This window comes from Citrobacter sp. Ce119 (assembly GCF_030334525.1).
Taxonomy (GTDB): Bacteria; Pseudomonadota; Gammaproteobacteria; order Enterobacterales; family Enterobacteriaceae; genus Citrobacter; species Citrobacter europaeus.
On the sequence record NZ_JAOWDR010000045.1, the window covers coordinates 66275 to 88893 of the forward strand.

The following is a 22619-nucleotide window of genomic DNA, read 5'->3' on the forward strand; positions in this document are numbered from 1 at the left end:
TCTCCGGCCTGGTTGTCGCCATTAATTTGTAGGCCGGATAAGACACATGAGCGTCGCCATCCGGCATATTTAATCTATTTCCCGCTTTGCTCCACAATATATTTATCACTTCATTAACAGATGAAACCTTAATTAAACATTAAGAGCCTCACTAATTACTTCCGTGAATCCTTCATGCCCAACCAGAATAAATATTGAGGAATATCAAAATTGGCTCAAATTATTATCCAATTGTACATTCCGTCACATTTATTCTATTGATGATAGAAACCATTCTCATTATCATTGATTTGTTGATTATTTACTCTTTCCTTACGTTGGCTAATCATCTGGTCTCATGCCGCCCTTTCGCCCCATGAGTTAATCATCCAGTTAGCGAGATATAAGTAGGTCCCTATGCAATTCACTCCTGACAGTGCGTGGAAAATTACCGGTTTTGCCCGTGAAATCAGCCCAGCTTATCGTCAGAAACTGTTGTCACTTGGCATGCTACCCGGCTCATCCTTCAACGTGGTACGCGTCGCCCCGCTCGGCGATCCTATCCATATCGAAACGCGTCGCGTAAGTCTGGTATTGCGTAAAAAGGATTTGGCGTTATTAGAAGTGGAAGCGGTTTCCTGTTAATACAGTGAGTCTATAAAAATGAAAAAACTAACCATTGGTTTAATTGGTAATCCTAATTCCGGCAAGACAACTTTATTCAACCAGCTCACCGGCGCGCGCCAGCGTGTAGGCAACTGGGCTGGCGTTACCGTTGAGCGTAAAGAAGGTCATTTCGCCACAACGGACCATCAGGTCACGCTGGTCGATTTACCCGGCACCTATTCCCTGACGACAATCTCATCGCAAACTTCTCTCGATGAGCAGATTGCCTGCCACTATATTTTAAGCGGCGACGCGGATCTCTTGATCAACGTGGTCGATGCTTCAAACCTTGAGCGCAACCTCTACCTGACGTTGCAACTGCTTGAGTTGGGCATCCCCTGCATCGTCGCACTGAACATGCTGGATATCGCTGAGAAGCAGCAAATCCGTATCGATATCGACGCCCTCTCCGCTCGTCTTGGCTGCCCGGTGGTTCCGCTGGTTTCCACCCGCGCTCGCGGCATTGAAGCGCTGAAGCTGGCGATCGATCGCTATAAAGAAAACGACACCGTCGAGCTGGTCCATTATGCCCAGCCGCTGCTGCAAGAAGCGGATTCCCTGGCCGACGCGATGACCAAAGATATGCCGCTTAAACAGCGTCGCTGGCTGGGCCTGCAGATGCTGGAAGGCGATATCTACAGCCGTGCTTACGCCGGTGATGCCGCGCAAAACCTTGATGCCGCCATTGCGCGCCTGAGCGAGACAATGGACGATCCGGCGCTGCATATCGCCGATGCGCGTTATCAGTGCATTGCCGCTATCTGTGATACCGTCAGTAACACCCTGACGGCAGAGCCAAGCCGTTTCACCACCGCTGTAGATAAAATCGTCCTTAACCGCTTCCTTGGTCTGCCGATTTTCCTGTTCGTGATGTACCTGATGTTCCTGCTCGCCATCAACATTGGCGGCGCGCTGCAGCCCTTGTTTGACGTCGGCTCCGTGGCGCTCTTTATCCATGGTATTCAGTGGATTGGCTACACGCTGCACTTCCCGGACTGGCTTACCATCTTCCTGGCCCAGGGCCTTGGCGGCGGGATTAACACCGTGCTGCCGCTGGTACCGCAAATCGGCATGATGTACCTGTTCCTCTCCTTCCTTGAAGACTCCGGCTACATGGCGCGCGCCGCGTTTGTGATGGACCGACTGATGCAAGCGCTGGGACTGCCGGGCAAATCGTTTGTCCCACTGATCGTCGGCTTTGGCTGTAACGTACCGTCTGTAATGGGCGCACGTACGCTGGATGCCCCGCGTGAGCGTTTGATGACCATCATGATGGCGCCGTTTATGTCCTGTGGCGCACGTCTGGCGATTTTCGCCGTCTTCGCCGCAGCGTTCTTTGGTCAGAATGGCGCGCTGGCGGTCTTCTCACTGTACGTGCTGGGTATCGTTATGGCGGTGTTGACCGGTCTGATGCTCAAACACACCATCATGCGTGGTGAAGCAACGCCGTTCGTGATGGAGCTGCCGGTGTACCACGTGCCGCACATTAAGAGTCTGATCATTCAGACCTGGCAACGCCTGAAAGGCTTCGTTCTGCGCGCGGGTAAAGTCATCATCATCGTCAGCATTTTCCTCAGCGCGTTTAACAGCTTCTCGCTGAGCGGAAAAATCGTCGACAACATCAACGACTCTGCTCTGGCCTCCGTTAGCCGCGTTATTACCCCTGTCTTTAAGCCGATTGGCGTTCACGAAGATAACTGGCAGGCAACCGTAGGTCTGTTTACCGGCGCGATGGCGAAAGAAGTGGTTGTCGGTACGCTGAACACGCTCTATACCGCAGAAAACATTCAGGAAGAAGAGTTCAATCCGGCAGATTTCCACCTCGGTGACGAACTGCTCGGCGCGGTGGATGAAACCTGGCAAAGCCTGAAAGACACCTTCAGCCTGAGCGTGCTGGCTAACCCTATCGAAGCCAGCAAGGGCGACGGTGAAATGGCGACAGGCGCAATGGGCGTGATGGGCGAGAAATTTGGCAGCGCCGCCGCCGCGTACAGCTACCTGATCTTTGTTCTGCTGTATGTACCGTGCATTTCAGTGATGGGCGCAATCGCACGTGAATCCAGCCGTGGCTGGATGAGCTTCTCGATTCTGTGGGGTCTGAACATCGCCTACTCTCTGTCGACGCTGTTTTATCAGACGGTCAGCTACAAAGAACACCCGACCTACAGTCTGGTGTGCATTTTAGCCGTCATCCTGTTTAACATCGTGTTGCTGGGCCTGCTGCGTCGAGCTCGCAGCCGCGTGGACCTCGCGCTGCTGGCAACCAACAGGACGGCAAGTTCCTGTTGTTCAAGCACCACTGGCGATTGCCACTAAGGTTATCGACGATGGCATCGCTTATTCAGGTTCGTGATTTATTGGCTTTGCGGGGGCGCATGGAGGCGACACAAATTAGCCACACGCTGCATACCCCGCAGCCCATGATTGACGCCATGCTGAATCAGTTAGAAAAGATGGGCAAAGCGATGCGGATTCAGGAAGATGCCGACGGGTGTCTCTCCGGAAGCTGCAAAAATTGTCCGCAAGGTAAAGCCTGCCTGCGCGAGTGGTGGGCTTTACGCTAGTTCGATGCCGGATGGCGCTACGCTTATCCGGCCTACAAATAACTGCAAACGTTCAGGCCGGATATAGCGTTTAAGCTAATATCCGGCTTTTTGCGTAATGGATTCCACAAAGACCTCTCTGTTTTCAGCAAAACAGATCTATCCTCCAGCCTGCCGCGCATCGTTATCAACTCGTGGATGATTACTGCCGACCAGAGAAGTAGAGTCCCGTCATCTTGTTTCTCAGGTGACGGATCGCCATGAATACTGACACGACAGCTACACCGCATGACGCGATTTTCAAAACGTTCTTAAACAACCCTGCAACCGCACGCGACTTTATTCAGCTTCATCTTCCAGCCTCTTTGCAAAAACTTTGCGATCTTAAAACGCTGCAACTGGAATCCGGCAGTTTTATTGAGGACGATTTGCGCGCCTACTATTCCGATGTGCTGTGGTCGTTAAAAACGCGCGAAGGCGATGGCTATATTTACACCATTATTGAGCATCAGAGCACCGCCGATAGCCATATGGCATTTCGGCTGATGCGTTATGCCATTGCGGTAATGCACCGCCATTTAGCGGCAGGCCATAAGAAACTCCCGCTGGTGATCCCCATGCTTTTTTATCATGGCTCAGCAAGCCCATACCCCTACTCACTTTGTTGGCTGGACGAGTTTGATGACCCTGAATCCGCCAGACAACTTTATAGTACCGCGTTTCCACTGATCGATATCACCGTCATGCCCGATGACGAGATCATGCAGCATCGTCGGATGGCGCTGCTGGAACTCATCCAAAAACATATTCGTAAACGCGATTTGATGGGGCTGGTAGAAAAGCTGGCCATCCTGCTTGTTAAAGGACACGCTAATGACAACCAGTTGAAAGCCCTGTTTAATTATTTACTGCAGGCCGGGGACAGCGCACATTTTGGCGAGTTCCTATATGAAGTCGCCGAACGTTTACCCCAACATAAGGAAAAGCTGATGACTATCGCCGAAAGATTACGACAAGAAGGGCACTTTAATGGTCTTCAGGAAGGTCATAGGAAAGGGCTACAAGAGGGGTTAGAGGAAGGGTTACAAACAGGTCTGCAACAAGGCAAACGAGAGGAAGCTTTACGAATTGCATCAACCATGCAGGCTGATGGTATAGACCCGCTGACCATCTTCAGAATTACCGGTCTGACCGCTGAGGATCTGGCTGCGCGCAGTCATTAATCTCAAGCCCGGCAAGCGTGGCTGTGCCGGGCAACGCAACGAATTTATAGCCGCTGCTTCAACGCCACCAGCGCTGCGCAGAACTCAGCAGGATGCGAGATAAATGGCGCATGCGCCGCCTTAGCAAACACCAATGACTCGCTCTGGGGCCACAGGGCATCCAGCATCGGGATAACTTTGCGCGGAACCAGCCCGTCAAGATAACCATACATCCGCAGGAAAGGCATAACCACCGAGCACAGCGGCTCACGCAGATCGACTGTTTTCAGGATCTCCAGCCCGCCATTAAGCACCTCGACTTCCGGCATGGGTAAAGCCAGCACCGTTTTCTTCAACGCTCGCGCATCCTGACGCGCGGTTTCCGTACCCATCGTTTGCAATGCCAGAAAACGCTCCACCGTACGCTGAAAATCTTCGCTCAACTGCTGCTGGAAGCCTGCCAGCACTTCTGGCTTGATACCCGGCCACTCGTCTCGCGCGCTAAAGCAAGGGGAAGACGCCACGGTCACCAGCGCCTGAACACGGCCAGGATGCGTTAACGCCACCTGGCTTGCAACCAGCCCGCCCAGACTCCAGCCGAGCCAGATAGCGTTCTCCGGCGCCTGTTTTAATACCCGCTCAGCCATCTCTTCCAGCGACATTGCACCAAAACCCTGGCTGCGGCCAAATCCCGGTAAGTCGACAAGATGCAGCGTGAAATGCGAGCTCAGTTCCTCACTTATGCAATTCCAGACTTGCGCATTCAGTCCCCATCCGTGCAGCAGCACAAGATGGCAATTTCCCGAACCCTGGGTCTGCCACCAGATGTCATTCATCAGTTATTGTTCTCTTTTAGCCTGAAAGGATGCTTCTATGCTAACAGTACCGGGATTGTGCTGGCTATGCCGAATGCCCCTGACGTTGGGGCATTGGGGGATTTGCTCTGTTTGCACGCGGGCAACGCGTCAGCGCGGCAGCCTGTGCCCTCAATGTGGCCTCCCTGCCGCTCATACCGTCATTCCCTGCGGGCGATGCCTGCAAAAACCACCACCGTGGCAGCGACTGGTCACGGTCAGCGACTACATTCCACCGTTGAGCGGGCTTATCCACCAGCTCAAGTTTTCGCGACGCAGCGAAATGGCCTGCGCCCTGTCACGTTTACTGTTGCTGGAGGTATTACAGGCCCGGCGCGCCAGCGGCCTTCCTCTGCCGGACAGGCTGGTCAGCGTTCCGCTCTGGCAACGCCGACACTGGCGCAGAGGATTTAATCAGAGCGATTTATTGTGCCGCCCTCTGGCGCGCTGGCTGGGCTGCGACTGGAACAGCCAGGCCATCACGCGGGTTCGGGCGACGGCCACGCAGCACCATCTCAGCGCCCGATTACGTAAACGTAACCTGAAAAACGCCTTTCGCCTTGAATTGCCGGTGCGGGGACTCCATATGGTTATTGTGGATGATGTCGTCACTACCGGAAGTACCGTCGCGGAAATCGCGCAGCTGCTTTTACGCAACGGCGCGGCGACTGTCCAGGTATGGTGCCTGTGTCGAACCTTGTAGAGCCTCGATGATGGGCGTATTATAACCAAGTAAAATAGTCAACTATTAGGCCATTACTATGATCCATATTTCCGATGCTGCACAAGCGCACTTTGCCAAACTGCTGGCAAATCAGGAAGAAGGGACACAAATCCGCGTATTTGTGATTAATCCCGGCACGCCTAACGCTGAATGCGGCGTTTCTTATTGTCCGCCGGACGCCGTGGAAGCAACCGACACCGCCATTAAATTTGACCTGCTGACCGCATATGTTGATGAACTGAGCGCACCGTATTTGGAAGATGCAGAAATCGATTTCGTGACCGACCAGTTAGGCTCTCAACTGACTCTGAAAGCGCCAAACGCCAAAATGCGTAAAGTTGCCGATGATGCGCCGCTGATGGAACGCGTGGAGTACATGCTGCAATCGCAGATCAACCCTCAGTTGGCTGGCCACGGCGGTCGCGTCTCTCTGATGGAAATCACCGATGAAGGCTACGCCATTCTGCAGTTTGGCGGCGGCTGTAACGGCTGTTCAATGGTAGATGTCACGCTGAAAGAAGGTATCGAGAAACAGCTGCTGGCTGAATTCCCTGAACTGAAAGGCGTTCGCGATTTAACCGAACACCAGCGCGGCGAGCACTCTTACTACTAACGCCCAAACCTGTAGACTTTCTATAGCCCGATAAGACGCCCCGCGTCGCCATCGGGCATTAACGCCGGATGGCAGTGTAATCGCGGTCTCCGGCGTCCCCCTCTGTCCTGGCATCTATCCTGCAACAATCCCCCTCATAATTTGACCAGCCTCTCATAATTTAAATTTTGCCTGCCCAGGTGATTTTCAAGCGCCACATGTTACCCGTATCATTCGTATCAGCACCTAATACACACATAATAGCCAGCTAAACTGATTAGTTTTGAAGGCAACCAGCATTGGTGCTGAGAATACTCTGTTCCCGGTCGGGACAATCGGAATTTGTCATCTAAACACTGACGTTACCCATAACAAAGTAAAGGCCAGGTAAATCATGCCATTAGTCATCGTTGCTATCGGTGTAATCTTGTTACTCCTCCTGATGATCCGTTTCAAAATGAACGGTTTCATCGCTCTCGTCCTGGTGGCGCTTGCTGTCGGATTGATGCAAGGGATGCCACTGGATAAAGTCATCGGTTCGATTAAAGCCGGCGTCGGCGGAACCCTTGGCAGCCTCGCCCTGATTATGGGTTTTGGCGCCATGCTGGGCAAAATGCTGGCGGACTGCGGCGGCGCACAGCGCATCGCAACCACCCTGATTGCTAAATTCGGCAAAAAACATATCCAGTGGGCGGTGGTATTAACTGGCTTCACCGTCGGTTTTGCCCTGTTCTACGAAGTCGGCTTCGTGCTGATGCTGCCGCTGGTGTTCACCATCGCCGCTGCTGCCAATATCCCGCTGCTGTACGTTGGCGTACCGATGGCTGCTGCGCTGTCCGTAACACATGGCTTCCTGCCGCCACACCCGGGTCCAACCGCTATTGCCACCATTTTCCACGCAGATATGGGTAAAACCCTGCTGTTTGGTACAATTCTGGCAATCCCAACCGTTATTCTCGCCGGTCCGGTGTACGCTCGTTTCCTGAAAGGCATCGATAAGCCAATCCCGGAAGGTTTGTACAGCGCGAAAACCTTTACTGAAGAAGAGATGCCTGGCTTTGGTGTCAGCGTCTGGACCTCTCTGGTACCGGTTATCCTGATGGCAATGCGCGCCGTGGCGGAGATGATTCTGCCAAAAGGTCATGCTTTCCTGACGGTTGCAGAGTTCCTCGGCGACCCGGTCATGGCAACGCTTATCGCAGTGCTGATTGCGATGTTCACTTTTGGTCTGAACCGTGGACGTTCGATGGATCAGATTAACGACACGCTGGTGTCCTCAATCAAAATCATCGCAATGATGCTGTTGATCATCGGTGGTGGCGGTGCCTTCAAACAGGTCCTGGTTGATAGCGGCGTGGACAAATACATCGCTTCAATGATGCACGGCTCTAACGTGTCTCCACTGCTGATGGCATGGTCTATCGCGGCGGTACTGCGTATCGCACTGGGTTCCGCGACCGTTGCTGCGATTACAGCAGGTGGGATTGTGGCGCCGCTGATTGCAACGACCGGCGTAAGCCCAGAGCTGATGGTTATTGCGGTTGGTTCCGGTTCCGTCATTTTCTCCCACGTGAACGATCCAGGCTTCTGGCTGTTCAAGGAGTACTTCAACCTGACCATCGGTGAGACCATCAAGTCATGGTCAATGCTGGAAACCATTATCTCCGTCTGCGGTCTGGTAGGGTGTCTGCTGCTGGGTATGGTGGTTTAAACGAGACGGCTCGTAGGCCGAATAAGGCAAAGCTGCCATCCGGCCTACGATCTAGCACCATAAATAAGCTGGGGAAATCCCCGGCTTTTTTACTTCTTCTTCGCGGCCGCTTTGCGGCGCTTATCCAAATCCTTAATCAGCTTATTCACGCCCTCATCGGCAAACATCTGTTCCAGCGTGGCGGTGAGCTTACGCCGCCAGTTTTTGTACTGGTCGCTGGTCCCCGGAATGTTGACCGGCTCAGCCATATCCAGCCAGTCTTCCGGTTGCAGGCCCAGCAACGCACTATTGCTGTCAGCGATGTAGCGTTGCATACCGCGATTAAGAATCGGCGTCATCGACATCAGGGACGCCTTGTGACCAGCACGTTTTGGCAGGCAACCGTATTTGTGCAGCGCGTCCAGCAGCCCCTGTTTCGCCAGTTCTCTGTCCTGATACAACCCACGCAGCACGACTTCATCCGGGTACAGACCCAGCGCCTTACCGAGCGTCAGATCGCCGCTATCCCAATAACCTTTAAGCGTAGGAAGGTCATGCGTCGCCGCGACTGCCATTGATTGTTCCGGGTACGCTTTCGGCGCACGGAAGTTCTTCTCATGGTCATTCTCAAAATAAAGTACTTTGTAGGAATAGACACCACTGTCACGCAGCTTGCTGACGATCTCCACCGGCACGGTACCCAGATCTTCACCAATCACCATGCAGTGATGACGTTTACTTTCCAGCGCCAGAATGGAAAGCAGATCATCTACCGGATAATGCACGTAGGCACCGTGATCGGCTGTTTCTCCGTAAGGGATCCACCACAGACGCAGCATCGACATAACATGGTCGATGCGCAGCGCGCCACAGTTCTGCATATTGGCGCGCAGCAATTCGATAAACGGTTCGTAAGCGCGTGCCGTGATGATGTGCGGATCCATCGGCGGCAGTCCCCAGTTTTGTCCGAGCGGACCGAGAATGTCCGGCGGTGCGCCCACCGAGGCTTTCAGGCAGTACAGCTCGCGGTCGCACCAGGTTTCCGCCCCACCTTCGGCCACGCCAACCGCCAGGTCGCGATACAGTCCAATCGGCATCGCAAAGCCCTGGCTGGTTTTCCAGCAGTCAGCAAACTGGCTATACGCCAGCCACTGCAACCACAGGTAGAAATCCACATCATCACGATGTGTTTCGCAGAAGCGTTTTACCTCTGGCGAGTCCACCGACTGGAATGCCTGCGGCCACACCGGCCAGCCCCAGCGCAATGCGTCCTCTTTCACCTGATTGGCATGCAACGCGTCAAAGGCCGCCTGCCAGTAGAGGCTATCCCCTTCCTGAGTCACAAACTGGCGGAATGCCGCCATCTGCTCATCATCGCGCGCAGAGAAGCTTTTCCACGCCATACGTAGCGCCGTCATCTTCAGTGCGGTAACGGCAGAATAATCAACCCACTCAGCATCGCGCGCGCGTTGCAAAGCTTGCTGCGTCGCAGGTTTCTGCCACCAGGCCTGTGCCTCTTTACTCAGGTGGAAATCATCGACTGCGTTAACATCAATATAAATAACGTTCAGCCAACGACGTGACGATGGACTATACGGGCTGGCGCTCTCCGGGTTCGCCGGATACAGTGCGTGAATCGGATTAAGCCCGATAAACGCGCCCCCGCGTTGCGCCACATCCACCAACATGGTGCGGAGATCGCCAAAATCGCCGATCCCCCAGTTTTTTTCCGAGCGCAGGGTGTAGAGCTGAACGCATGCGCCCCACAGCTTCTGCCCGGCAAGCAGCGCCTGTGGCTCATAGCAGCGTTTCGGCGCGACGATGATGCGGCAATGGGTGCGCAGCTCGCCCTGGGTCAGAGTCAGCGTGTGATACCCCTCCGGCAGCCTGGCTGGAAGGTTAAAAGATTTACCGCCGACGGCATGCCCTTTGTGCTGCACGCCCTCTTCGGTAGTCAGCAGCCAGTTAAACTCCCCGCTTCCCTCAACCGCCAGCGGCATTTTCTTACCAGCGGTATAAACCATGACATTCGGCACCGGCGTCACCGCCACCTGAACGGCGGCGGAGGTGCGATGCATGGCGTCAAGCAAACGCCGCTTGGTTTCGGCGCCAATAGACTGCGGTTTACCGTGGGCATTAATGTAATTGGGGCTGATCCCCGCCGCCAGCGCGGCATTATCCAGACGTTTGCTTTCCATCGCGATCCCTTAACGTTTCGCCTGCCAGATACGAGCCTGATAATCGCGGATGGAGCGATCCGAACTGAACATGCCGCAACGCGCGGTATTCAGAATCGCCGCCCGGGTCCAGGCTTCCTGGTCACGATACAACACGTCAACCTGCTTCTGAGCTTCAACGTAGGCCGCGAAGTCCGCCATCACCAGATACGGGTCACCGCCCTGCTTGCCAATACTGTGCAACATCTGGTCGAAGGCATGTTTGTCGCCATCGCTGTATTTCCCGCTTTCCAGCTCTTTCAGGACAGCATCCAGCACTTTGTCTTTCTTACGCCATTTCACCGGATCGTAGCCTTTGGCTTTGAGCGCCTTCACCTCTTCCACGGTATGACCAAAGATGAAGATATTCTCGTCACCCACCTTCTCGGCGATTTCGACGTTTGCGCCATCCAGCGTACCGACGGTTAACGCACCGTTCAGCGCCAGCTTCATGTTACCGGTGCCGGAAGCCTCTTTCCCTGCGGTTGAGATCTGCTCAGAGATATCCGCCGCCGGGATCAGCATTTCCGCCGCCGAGACACAATAATCCGGCAGGAAGACGACCTTCAGTTTGTCACCCACTTGCGGGTCGTTATTGATGGTTTGCGCAACCTTGTTGATGGCGAAGATGATATTTTTCGCCAGGTAGTAACCCGGCGCGGCTTTTGCGCCAAACAGGAATACGCGCGGCACGCGATCGGCCTGCGGGTTCTCACGAATTTCTTTGTACAACGCCAGAATGTGCAGCAGGTTGAGGTGCTGACGCTTGTACTCATGTAGACGTTTAATCTGAATATCAAAAATCGCGTTGGTCGTTATCTCAATACCGGTACGCGCTTTAATAAACTTCACCAGTCGCTCTTTGTTCGCCAGCTTGATGTCACGATACTGCTGACGGAACTTCGCATCGTCAGCGTATTTTTCCAGGTTAATCAACTGGTCGAGGTCGTTGGCCCACTCTTTTTTCAGCGATTTATCCAGCAGAGCGGCAAGCGCCGGGTTGCACTGCTTAATCCAGCGACGTGGGGTAATCCCGTTGGTGACGTTATGGAATTTATTCGGCCAGAGCTGGTGATATTCCGGGAACAAATCTTTCACCACCAGATCGGAGTGCAGCGCCGCCACGCCGTTAACCGCAAAACCGCTGACCACACACATGTTAGCCATGCGCACCTGTTTGTTGTGCACCACCGCCAGTTTCGCCCAGACTTCAGCATCACCCGGCCAGGTTTTATCGACCAACGTCTTAAAGCGGTCGTTAATCTCTTTGATGATTTGCATATGGCGCGGCAGAAGCGCTTTCACCAGCTTCTCGTCCCAGCACTCTAACGCTTCCGGCATCAGGGTATGGTTGGTGTAAGCAAAGGTTTTACTGGTAATGGCCCACGCATCGTCCCAGCTCATTTGGTGCTCATCAATCAGCACGCGCAGCAGCTCTGGGATCGCGATGGTCGGGTGGGTATCATTAAGCTGAATCACTTCGTAATCAGCCAGCTCATGCAGTTTACGCCCTGCCAGATGATGACGACGCAGAATGTCGGCTACGGAGCAGGCGCACTGGAAATACTGCTGCATCAGGCGCAGCTTTTTACCCGCGGTGTGGTTGTCGTTCGGGTACAGCACTTTGGTCAGTTTTTCGGCGTCGATGCCCTGCTGCTCTGCCCGCAGGAAATCGCCGTCATTAAATTTGGTCAGGTTAAACGGATGCGCGTGGCTGGCCTGCCACAGACGCAGCGGCTGGGCCACGCTGTTGCGATAGCCAAGAACCGGCAGATCCCAGGCCTGACCAGTGATGATAAATCCTGGTTCCCAGTGCCCTTCTTTGGTGACTTTGCCGCCAATTCCAACCTGCACATCCAGCGCCTCGTTGTGGCGGAACCACGGATAGCTGCCGCGATGCCAGTCGTCCGGGGCTTCCATCTGTTGCCCATCGGCAAACGACTGACGGAACAGGCCGTACTGGTAGTTGAGACCGTAGCCCGTCGCCGACTGGCCGACCGTCGCCATCGAATCAAGGAAGCAGGCCGCCAGACGCCCCAACCCACCGTTACCTAACGCCGGATCGATCTCTTCTTCCAGCAGGTCGGTCAGGTTGACGCCATGCGCTTTCAGCTCATCGCTCACCGCCTGAAACCAACCGAGATTAAGTAAGTTGTTACCGGTCAGACGACCAATCAAAAACTCCATCGAGATGTAGTTAACGTGACGCTGATTTTTTGCCGGTTTTGCCGCAGGCTGGGCGCTGAGTAACTCAGCCAACGCCCCACTCACTGCTTGCCACCACTGGCGCGACGTCATTTCTTGAGCCGACAGTAAACCGAAGCGCTGCCACTGACGTGTCAGGGCAGCCTGAAATTGATCTTTGTTGAAAGTAGGCTGTGACATAGGGGTTCCAGATCCTTAGGTAATAAAACAACGTTATCGCTAGTTTGCCTGGCTCGTTGTTGACATTCCTCATCCTGGCACGGATTAGGCAGGGAGGAGGAGCGGGGATGAGCATAAAAATGTGATCGCTGCCACTTAAAGGTAGCGTAATCGCCCGTAAATTCGCGTAATCCCGCAAAACACCCAACGGACGACGCATTAATAGCAAGGGATAAATCGACAATATCAAATAGTGGGGTGACGGTGGGGAAACAATGTGTAAACAGAGAAATAGTTTCTAACCTGAAATACCTGGGCCAGATAAGATAATTCACATGAAACTTTTAAGTCGGCCACAAGATTCGGTGCTTTACATTAACTCACTGAGTAGCCTTATAAAAAATGAGGCATTTTTCGGCGCAGTCAAAATAACGACGGATCCCGTCGCCACGCCTGTTGCGACTCTTTAAACCAATTAATGTAATAGATGTATAGATTTGTGACATAGTGCAAAATCAGACACACAAAAAGTCCGCTTAGCTTGCATAAAACTCTAATCTGGCCGACCTTATATCCATTAATTACGAAGCGCAAAAAAAATCACTCTTCCCCATTTTCACACAGTGAAGTGACTAACTTATGTTGATTCCGTCTAAATTAAGTCGTCCGGTTCGACTCGACCATACGGTGGTTCGTGAGCGCCTGTTGGCTAAACTTTCCGGCGCGAACAATTTCAGGCTCGCCCTGATAACAAGTCCTGCTGGGTATGGAAAAACGACGCTGGTTTCACAATGGGCGGCGGGGAAGAACGACTTAGGCTGGTACTCTCTGGATGAAGGCGATAATCAGCAAGAACGTTTTGCGAGCTATCTGATCGCCGCCATCCAGCAGGCAACCGGTGGACATTGCACCACCAGCGAAGCGATGGTGCAAAAGCGCCAATACGCCAGCCTGACGTCACTGTTTGCCCAGCTATTTATCGAACTGGCCGAGTGGCACCGCCCGCTCTACCTGGTGGTGGATGATTATCATCTGATCTCTAATCCGGCTATTCACGAAGCGATGCGGTTTTTCCTGCGTCACCAGCCTGAGAACCTTACGCTGGTCGTGCTGTCGCGCAACCTGCCGCAGTTGGGCATTGCTAACCTGCGGGTACGCGATCAACTACTGGAGATAGGCAGCCAACAGTTAGCCTTTAACCATCAGGAAGCCAAACAATTTTTCGACCGACGTTTGTCCTCCCCCATTGAAGCGGCTGAAAGCAGCCGGATGTGTGATGACGTTGCTGGCTGGGCCACAGCGTTACAACTGATTGCCCTTTCCGCCCGCCAGAACAATAACTCTGCTCACCAGTCGGCACGTCGCCTCGCCGGGATCAACGCCAGCCATTTATCTGATTACCTGGTTGATGAAGTGCTGGACAGCGTCGACCTCGGCACCCGTCACTTCCTGCTGAAAAGCGCCATTCTGCGCTCCATGAACGATGCGCTGATCGTCCGCGTTACCGGGGAAGAAAACGGCCAGATGCGGCTGGAGGAGATTGAGCGCCAAGGCTTATTCCTGCAGCGTATGGATGACGTTGGCGAGTGGTTCAGTTATCACCCGCTGTTTGGCAGCTTTTTACGCCAGCGCTGTCAGTGGGAGCTGGCGAGCGAACTGCCCGAAATACACCGCGCTGCCGCGGAAAGCTGGATGGCGCAAGGTTTCCCCAGCGAAGCTATCCACCACGCGCTGGCGGCAGGCGACGCCCATATGCTCCGCGACATCCTGCTTAATCATGCGTGGGGACTGTTTAACCACAGCGAGCTGACGCTGCTGGAAGAGTCGCTGAAAGCTCTGCCGTGGGAAAGCCTGCTGGAAAACCCGCGTCTGGTTCTGCTCCAGGCCTGGCTGATGCAAAGCCAGCACCGCTACGGAGAGGTTAACACTCTGCTGGCGCGCGCTGAGCAGGAAATAAAAGGCGACATGGAACCAACGCTGCACGCCGAATTCAACGCCCTGCGGGCGCAGGTAGCGATTAACGACGGAAACCCTGACGAAGCCGAGCGTCTGGCGAAACTGGCGCTGGATGAGTTACCCATCGCCTGGTTCTATAGCCGTATCGTCGCCACCTCGGTGCACGGCGAAGTCCTGCACTGTAAGGGCGATCTCACGCGCTCTCTGGCGTTGATGCAGCAAACCGAGCAAATGGCCCGCCATCATGACGTCTGGCATTACGCGCTGTGGAGCCTTATCCAGCAAAGCGAGATTTTGTTTGCCCAGGGCTTTTTACAGGCCGCCTGGGAGACTCAGGAAAAAGCGTTTCAACTGATCAAAGAGCAGCATCTGGAACAACTGCCGATGCACGAGTTCCTGGTACGCATTCGCGCGCAGCTACTGTGGGCATGGGCGCGTCTGGACGAGTCCGAAGCGTCTGCCCGCTCGGGTATTGAACTGCTTTCCACTTTCCAGCCGCAGCAACAGCTACAGTGCCTGGCATTGCTGATTCAGTGTTCGCTGGCGCGGGGCGATCTGGACAATGCGCGTAGCCTGCTTAACCGTCTGGAAAACCTGCTGGGCAACGGCCACTATCACAGCGACTGGATCTCAAACGCCGATAAGGTGCGGGTGATTTACTGGCAAATGGTAGGCGACAAAAACTCGGCCGCCAACTGGCTGCGCCACACGCCGAAACCGGAATTCGCCAATAACCACTTCCTGCAAAGCCAGTGGCGCAACATCGCCCGCGCGCAGATCCTGCTCGGCGAGTTTGAACCGGCTGAAATTGTGCTGGAAGAGTTGAATGAAAATGCGCGCAATCTGCGTCTGATGAGCGATCTGAACCGTAACCTGCTGCTGCTTAATCAGTTGTACTGGCAGGCAGGGCGCAAAAATGACGCCCAGCGCGTATTACTCGATGCGCTGCAGCTGGCGAACCGCACCGGGTTTATCAGTCACTTTGTTATTGAAGGCGAGGCCATGGCGCAACAACTGCGCCAGCTGATTCAGCTCAATACCTTACCGGAGCTCGATCAACACCGCGCCCAGCGCATTTTGCGCGAGATTAACCAGCACCACCGCCATAAATTCGCCCACTTCGATGAAGGATTCGTTGAGCGTCTGCTTACTCATCCGGAAGTGCCGGAGCTTATCCGCACCAGTCCGCTGACCCAGCGCGAATGGCAGGTTCTGGGACTGATTTATTCGGGCTACAGCAACGAGCAGATCGCCGGAGAGCTGGCCGTCGCGGCAACGACCATCAAGACGCACATCCGCAATTTGTACCAAAAACTTGGCGTCGCACATCGTCAGGATGCGGTGCAACATGCGCAGAAGCTGCTGAAGATGATGGGATATGGGGTTTAGTTAATGCCTGATGCGCTACGCTTATCAGGCAATTATCTCAGCACAGCTCTAACTGAATATGATGGTCCGCGATAACCTGCATCACGCCAGCGGGCGGCAGCGTGTCGGTATACACCGCATCCACCATGCTGATACTGCCCATATTCACCATCGCGTTACGCCCAAATTTCGAGTGATCCACCACCAGCATCACATGCCGTGAATTCTCAATAATCGCGCGTTTGGTGCGAACTTCGTGATAATCAAACTCCAGCAGAGAACCATCGCTGTCGATGCCGCTGATCCCTAAGATGCCGAAGTCCAGTCGGAACTGAGAAATGAAGTCGAGGGTCGCTTCGCCCATAATACCGCCGTCGCGGCTACGCAGTTCGCCACCGGCGAGGATTATGCGGAAATCCTCTTTCGCCATCAGCGTATTCGCCACATTGAGGTTGTTGGTCACGATACGTAAATTGCTGTGATTGAGCAGCGCGTGAGCCACCGCTTCCGGCGTAGTGCCGATATCAATAAACAGCGTAGAGCCATTCGGGATCTGCGTGGCAACTTTGCGTGCAATGCGCTCTTTTTCCGCCGTCTGCGTCGCTTTACGGTCATGCCACGGGGTGTTGACCGAGCTGGATGGCAGCGCCGCGCCGCCGTGATGGCGCAAAATCATGTTCTGATCGGCCAGATCGTTAAGATCGCGGCGAATCGTCTGCGGGCTAACGGAGAAATGCTCCACCAGCTCCTCAGTACTGACGTATCCCTGTTTTTTTACCAGTTCAATGATCGCGTCATGTCGTTGTGTTTGCTTCATTATGGTTCCCTGAAATTACGTTCGTTTTCGCACATGAATAGTATCGGCAAACGCCATTGCCAGACCCACGGCCAGCCCGGCGATATGTGCGCCATTCGCCATCGACATGCCAAACAGATCAAACCAGCCGGCAACAATCCAGATCAAAGCAAAAATAATCAAACCACGCTGCAGGAAAATACCGCTCTGCGGATCGCGCTCGCCGCGCAACCACACATAGCCCATCAGCGCATATACCACGCCAGACAGTCCACCAAACCACGGACCGCTAAATTTCTGCTGAACATAACCGCTCAGCAGGGCGCTGATCACGGTAATGACTATCAGTTTTCCGCTGCCCAAACGCTTTTCAACCGCACCGCCGAGATACCACCACCACAGCAGGTTGAACAGAATATGCATCAGCGAGAAGTGCATAAAAGCGTGGGTAAAATAACGCCAGAATTCAAATTTCAGCGTAGGGTCAAACGGCCATGCCAGCCAGAGCATCACCGCCTGGTCGCCCAGCACGTTCATGGCGATAAACACCACCACACATGCGGCCATCACCGCCCACGTTACCGGGCCTGCGCGTTCGCGCAATGTGGCCAGGAACGGATAACGTTGGTAGCGCAGACCGCTATCGGTCTGGCCTGACTGCCAGCTTGCCGCGAGGTAACGCGGGTCGCCCGGATTCTCCAGAAATCGCGCCAGTTCAGCACGCACGCGCTCGGCCTGGGACTCATCCGCCAGCCAGACATCCGTTTGCTGATGTTGTTGAATCGTCAGGATAACGCCCTGTGTCGCCATATAATCAACAAATGCCTGCGCCACGCGGGGGTTAGCAAAAGAGGTAATCATCAACATGGTTGCTGTCGCTTCATCCACACAAAAGAGGACAGTATATATACCCTTCTTACTTCGAGCTGCATCTTTGTTGGCTTTCCTCGCTCACTCCGGTCACGTACTGTTCGTACGCTCCCGGAGATTCGCTGCGTCGCCGTCGCGATGCAACTCGAATTAATTTGGGTATAGCCTTACGAACCGTATGCCACTTCTGCCGGAAAATGTCGATGCCAGGCGTCGAAGCCGCCATCAACGCTGTAAACCGCGTCATAGCCTTGTTGAAGAAGATATTGCGCCGCACCTTTACTGCTGTTGCCGTGATAACACATCACCAATACGGCGGTGTCGAAATCATGCTCGCGCATAAACGACCCCAGCGTGTCGTTCGTCAGATGAAACGCCTGCGGGGCATGACCCATCGCATAGCTTTGCGGATCGCGGATATCCACCAACACCGCGCTCCCCTGATGCAGCTTCTGATGCGCTTCTTCGACATTAATACATTCAAACTGATCCATTGCTCTCTCTTCTTTATATGGCAGGTGACGCTTTTCGGACATGTTACTTCTTAGTGTACGTCCCGACGGCAGTTAAACGCCATAATGTTATATGTATCACTGTAAATTGTTTATCCGATGTTACCAATGGCGCGAATCTTTGCTATTATGCTCGATAACGAACATTAATGAGCTATAACGAAAGTGCGAGAGGCTAGCATGGAAACCAAAGATCTGATTGTGATAGGTGGAGGCATCAACGGTGCCGGTATCGCGGCAGATGCCGCTGGACGCGGTTTATCCGTGCTGATGCTGGAAGCGCAGGATTTAGCCTGCGCAACCTCCTCCGCTAGCTCCAAACTCATTCACGGTGGCCTGCGCTACCTGGAGCATTACGAATTTCGCCTGGTGAGCGAAGCGCTGGCCGAACGTGAAGTGCTGTTGAAAATGGCACCGCATATCGCCTTTCCTATGCGCTTTCGTCTACCCCATCGCCCGCACCTGCGCCCGGCCTGGATGATCCGCATTGGTCTGTTTATGTACGATCATCTGGGCAAACGCACCAGTTTGCCGAGTTCTACCGGTTTGCGTTTTGGCGCAGACTCCGTACTGAAACCTGAGATTGTGCGCGGTTTCGAATATTCTGACTGCTGGGTAGACGATGCGCGACTGGTTTTGGCAAACGCCCAAATGGTCGTACGCAAAGGCGGGGAAGTATTAACCCGCACGCGTGCCACCTCTGCTCGCCGTGAAAACGGTTTGTGGATTGTTGAAGCTGAAGATATTGATACTGGCAAAAAGCACACCTGGCAGGCACGTGGGCTGGTCAACGCCACCGGCCCGTGGGTGAAAGAGTTCTTCGACGACGGCATGCATCTGCCATCGCCGTACGGCATTCGCCTGATTAAAGGCAGCCACATTGTGGTTCCGCGCGTACATACCCAGAAGCAGGCTTATATTCTGCAAAACGAAGATAAACGCATTGTGTTTGTTATCCCATGGATGGACGAATTCTCGATCATCGGGACGACCGACGTTGAATACAAAGGCGACCCGAAAGCGGTGAAAATTGATGAGAGCGAAATCAATTACCTGCTGAAGGTCTACAACGCGCACTTTAAGAAACAGCTTGGCCGTGACGATATCGTCTGGACCTACTCGGGCGTGCGTCCGCTGTGCGATGACGAGTCCGACTCGCCGCAGGCTATCACCCGTGATTACACGCTGGATATCCACGACGAAAATGGCAAAGCGCCGCTGCTGTCGGTCTTTGGCGGTAAGCTGACGACCTACCGTAAGCTGGCTGAACACGCGATGGAAAAACTGGCGTCGTACTATCAGGGCATTGGTCCGGCGTGGACGAAAGAGTGCATTCTGCCAGGTGGTGACATTGGCGGCGATCGCGAAGATTACGCGGCCAAACTGCGCCGTCGCTACCCGTTCCTGACCGAGTCGCTGGCACGCCATTATTCCCGCACCTACGGCAGCAACACCGAATGGATTATCGGCGAAGCCACCTCGCTTGCCGAGTTAGGTGAAGACTTCGGCCATGAGTTCTATGAGGCCGAGCTGAAATATCTGGTCGATCACGAATGGGTTCGTCGCGCGGAAGATGCGCTGTGGCGTCGCACGAAAGAGGGTATGTGGCTGAACGCTGAGCAGCAGTCGCGCATGACCCAGTGGCTGACGGAGTATATTGAGAAGCACCAGCTGTCGCTGGCGTCGTAAGCAAGTACACGAACGTAGGCCGGGCAAGCGAAGCGCCCCCGGCAACGAGCGCCCTGTAGGCCCGGTAAGCGTCAGCGCCACCGGGCTTTTTGCCGGATGGCGGCTAGCGCCTTATCCGGCCTACAGTTAACCCTATCCCTTGTTACAACCGCACCGAATCAATATGCCAGATGTTTTCGGCGTACTCTTTAATCGTCCTGTCCGACGAGAAGTAGCCCATGTTGGCGATATTAATCATCGACTTGGTGGTCCACTCTTCCGGGTGACGATACAGTTCATCAACCTTATCCTGGCAGTCAACGTAGCTGCGATAATCCGCCAGAACCTGATAGTGGTCGCCAAAGTTGATCAGCGAGTCCACCAGGTCACGATAGCGTCCCGGCTCCTCAGGGCTGAATACACCGCTGCCGATCTGCGTCAGCACCTGGTGTAGCTCTTCATCTTTCTCGTAATACTCACGCGGCTTGTAACCCTGGCTGCGTAAAGCCTCGACCTCTTCCGCCGTATTACCAAAGATAAAGATATTCTCTGCGCCCACGTGCTCCAGCATCTCTACGTTGGCGCCGTCCAGCGTCCCGATGGTCAGCGCGCCGTTGAGGGCAAATTTCATATTACTGGTACCAGAGGCTTCGGTCCCGGCCAGAGAAATCTGCTCAGACAGGTCGGCAGCAGGAATAATCACCTGCGCCAGGCTGACGCTGTAGTTGGGGATAAACACCACTTTCAGCTTGTCGCCAATTTGCGGATCGTTGTTGATCACCTTCGCGACGTCGTTGATCAGGTGAATGATGTGCTTCGCCATATAATAGGCCGAAGCCGCTTTACCGGCGAAGATATTCACACGCGGCACCCACTCGGCGTCAGGATCGGCCTTAATGCGGTTGTAGCGGGTGATTACATGCAGCACGTTCATCAACTGGCGTTTGTATTCGTGAATACGCTTGATCTGCACATCAAACAGCGATTTCGGGTTCACCACCACGTTAAGCTGCTGGGCAATGAGCGTGGCCAGACGCTTTTTATTCTCGAGCTTCGCACGGCGCACCGCCTGATTTACCAGCGGATAATCGCAATGCTGCTCAAGCTCGCTGAGCTGGCTGAGATCGGTTCGCCAGGTGCGGCCAATATTCTCATCCAGCACTTCAGAGAGCGACGGGTTAGCCAGCGCCAGCCAGCGGCGCGGCGTCACGCCGTTGGTGACGTTGCAAAAACGAGTCGGGAAAATCTTCGCAAAATCAGCAAACAGCGACTGCACCATCAGGTTGGAGTGCAGCTCGGAAACACCGTTAACCTTGTGGCTCACTACCACCGCCAGCCATGCCATACGTACGCGGCGACCGTTAGATTCATCGATAATCGACGTCCGCCCCAGCAGGCTGGTATCGTTCGGGTACTGTTCCTGCAAGGTCTTAAGGAAGTAGTCGTTGATCTCGAAAATAATTTGCAGATGGCGCGGCAGAATTTTGCCCAGCATATCGACGGGCCAGGTCTCCAGCGCTTCGCTCATCAAGGTGTGGTTGGTGTACGAGAAGACCTGGCAACAGACCTCAAACGCATCGTCCCAACTGAACTTGTGCTCATCGATCAGCAGGCGCATCAGCTCAGGGATCGACAGCACCGGATGGGTGTCGTTGAGGTGAATGGCGATTTTATCCGCCAGGTTGTCGTAGGTTTTGTGCAGCTGGTAATGACGGCTCAGGATGTCCTGCACCGTGGAGGAGACCAGGAAATACTCCTGGCGCAAACGCAGTTCGCGTCCCGAATAGGTGGAGTCGTCCGGGTACAGTACGCGGGAGACGTTCTCGGAGTGGTTTTTATCTTCCACCGCCGCAAAGTAGTCGCCCTGGTTAAATTTACCGAGATTGATCTCGCTACTGGCCTGGGCATTCCACAGGCGCAGCGTGTTGGTGGCGTCAGTGTCGTAACCAGGGATAATCTGGTCGTAAGCAACCGCGAGGATCTCTTCGGTTTCTATCCAGCGCGTTTTCTTGCCTTCCTGCTGAATACGCCCGCCAAAGCGCACTTTGTAGCGCGTATTGTGGCGTTTGAATTCCCACGGGTTACCGTATTCCAGCCAGTAGTCCGGCGACTCTTTCTGTCGGCCATCAACAATGTTCTGCTTGAACATGCCGTAGTCATAACGAATACCGTAGCCGCGTCCCGGCAGGCCCAGCGTTGCCAGTGAGTCGAGGAAACAGGCCGCCAGGCGCCCGAGACCGCCGTTGCCAAGACCCGGGTCGTTTTCTTCGTCGATCAGATCTTCAAGATCCAACCCCATACCTTCCAGCGCATTTTTGACATCGTCATAAATACCCAACGATAACAGTGCATTGGAAAGCGTGCGGCCAATCAAAAACTCCATGGACAGGTAATAGACCTGGCGAGTTTCCTGAGATAATTGCGCACGGTTAGAACGCAGCCAGCGCTCCACGAGACGATCGCGCACCGCGAACAACGTGGCGTTCAGCCACTCATGTTTATTGGCAATGACCGGGTCCTTACCAATCGTAAACATCAGCTTATAGGCGATAGAATGCTTAAGTGCCTCTACGCTGAGTGTGGGCGATGCATAAGTAAATGGAGCATTCATATAGGTGA

General features: G+C 54.1%; 16 protein-coding genes. 9 read left to right on the forward strand and 7 right to left on the reverse strand.

The genetic code is table 11. The features are described from left to right. The first annotated feature begins 396 nt into the window (after positions 1 to 396). The 4 genes from feoA (at position 397) to OGV80_RS06940 (ending at position 4411) form a co-directional block, all read left to right on the forward strand. Complete coding sequence (gene feoA / locus OGV80_RS06925) at positions 397 to 624, forward strand: ferrous iron transporter A (protein ID WP_003023519.1); 228 nt, start codon at positions 397 to 399, stop codon at positions 622 to 624. A gap of 18 nt (positions 625 to 642) precedes the next feature. Next, entirely contained in the window at positions 643 to 2961 is a 2319-nt protein-coding gene (feoB, locus tag OGV80_RS06930) for a Fe(2+) transporter permease subunit FeoB (RefSeq protein ID WP_043018581.1), read from the forward strand. A gap of 11 nt (positions 2962 to 2972) precedes the next feature. After that, positions 2973 to 3209, forward strand: a complete 237-nt coding sequence (feoC, locus tag OGV80_RS06935; RefSeq protein ID WP_047408167.1) for a [Fe-S]-dependent transcriptional repressor FeoC — start codon at positions 2973 to 2975, stop codon at positions 3207 to 3209. Positions 3210 to 3448: 239 nt separating this feature from the next. Next, the gene (locus tag OGV80_RS06940) at positions 3449 to 4411 is read left to right on the forward strand and encodes an Rpn family recombination-promoting nuclease/putative transposase (protein ID WP_087051944.1); all 963 of its coding nucleotides are present in this window, start codon (positions 3449 to 3451) and stop codon (positions 4409 to 4411) included. Positions 4412 to 4455: 44 nt separating this feature from the next. Here OGV80_RS06940 and bioH read toward each other — a convergent pair whose 3' ends face one another. Next, complete coding sequence (gene bioH, locus OGV80_RS06945) at positions 4456 to 5226, reverse strand: pimeloyl-ACP methyl ester esterase BioH (RefSeq protein ID WP_087051943.1); 771 nt, start codon at positions 5224 to 5226, stop codon at positions 4456 to 4458. Between the two features lie 37 nt (positions 5227 to 5263). Here bioH and gntX point away from each other — a divergent pair, with 37 nt between their 5' ends. From gntX to gntT, 3 genes are all read left to right on the forward strand, one after another. Then, on the forward strand, positions 5264 to 5947 hold the full coding sequence (gene gntX / locus OGV80_RS06950) for a DNA utilization protein GntX (protein ID WP_043018585.1): 684 nt from the start codon (positions 5264 to 5266) through the stop codon (positions 5945 to 5947). A 58-nt stretch (positions 5948 to 6005) separates the two neighbouring features. Beyond that, positions 6006 to 6581 carry a Fe-S biogenesis protein NfuA gene (gene nfuA, locus OGV80_RS06955; RefSeq protein ID WP_003023509.1) on the forward strand — a complete coding sequence of 192 codons (576 nt, stop codon included), beginning with the start codon at positions 6006 to 6008 and terminating at the stop codon, positions 6579 to 6581. A gap of 373 nt (positions 6582 to 6954) precedes the next feature. Then, positions 6955 to 8271 carry a gluconate transporter gene (gene gntT, locus OGV80_RS06960; RefSeq protein WP_003023507.1) on the forward strand — a complete coding sequence of 439 codons (1317 nt, stop codon included), beginning with the start codon at positions 6955 to 6957 and terminating at the stop codon, positions 8269 to 8271. Positions 8272 to 8360: 89 nt separating this feature from the next. Here the strand turns inward: gntT and malQ are convergent, their stop codons facing one another. Next, complete coding sequence (gene malQ / locus OGV80_RS06965; RefSeq protein WP_047408156.1) at positions 8361 to 10448, reverse strand: 4-alpha-glucanotransferase; 2088 nt, start codon at positions 10446 to 10448, stop codon at positions 8361 to 8363. A gap of 9 nt (positions 10449 to 10457) precedes the next feature. Beyond that, on the reverse strand, positions 10458 to 12851 hold the full coding sequence (gene malP / locus OGV80_RS06970; protein ID WP_087050804.1) for a maltodextrin phosphorylase: 2394 nt from the start codon (positions 12849 to 12851) through the stop codon (positions 10458 to 10460). A 618-nt stretch (positions 12852 to 13469) separates the two neighbouring features. Here malP and malT point away from each other — a divergent pair. Beyond that, positions 13470 to 16175 (forward strand): HTH-type transcriptional regulator MalT, encoded by a 2706-nt coding sequence (malT, locus tag OGV80_RS06975; protein ID WP_043018588.1) that lies wholly within the window; start codon positions 13470 to 13472, stop codon positions 16173 to 16175. A gap of 37 nt (positions 16176 to 16212) precedes the next feature. Here the strand turns inward: malT and OGV80_RS06980 are convergent, their stop codons facing one another. The 3 genes from OGV80_RS06980 to glpE form a co-directional block, all read right to left on the reverse strand. Beyond that, complete coding sequence (locus OGV80_RS06980) at positions 16213 to 16971, reverse strand: DeoR/GlpR family transcriptional regulator (protein WP_003023499.1); 759 nt, start codon at positions 16969 to 16971, stop codon at positions 16213 to 16215. Positions 16972 to 16986: 15 nt separating this feature from the next. Continuing rightward, positions 16987 to 17817 (reverse strand): rhomboid family intramembrane serine protease GlpG, encoded by an 831-nt coding sequence (glpG, locus tag OGV80_RS06985; protein WP_043018837.1) that lies wholly within the window; start codon positions 17815 to 17817, stop codon positions 16987 to 16989. Positions 17818 to 17987: 170 nt separating this feature from the next. Next, the gene (glpE, locus tag OGV80_RS06990; protein WP_003827629.1) at positions 17988 to 18314 is read right to left on the reverse strand and encodes a thiosulfate sulfurtransferase GlpE; all 327 of its coding nucleotides are present in this window, start codon (positions 18312 to 18314) and stop codon (positions 17988 to 17990) included. A 198-nt stretch (positions 18315 to 18512) separates the two neighbouring features. Here glpE and glpD point away from each other — a divergent pair, with 198 nt between their 5' ends. After that, complete coding sequence (gene glpD / locus OGV80_RS06995; RefSeq protein WP_047408149.1) at positions 18513 to 20021, forward strand: glycerol-3-phosphate dehydrogenase; 1509 nt, start codon at positions 18513 to 18515, stop codon at positions 20019 to 20021. A gap of 142 nt (positions 20022 to 20163) precedes the next feature. Here the strand turns inward: glpD and glgP are convergent, their stop codons facing one another. Further along, positions 20164 to 22611 carry a glycogen phosphorylase gene (gene glgP, locus OGV80_RS07000; protein WP_043018590.1) on the reverse strand — a complete coding sequence of 816 codons (2448 nt, stop codon included), beginning with the start codon at positions 22609 to 22611 and terminating at the stop codon, positions 20164 to 20166. Positions 22612 to 22619 lie beyond the last annotated feature (8 nt).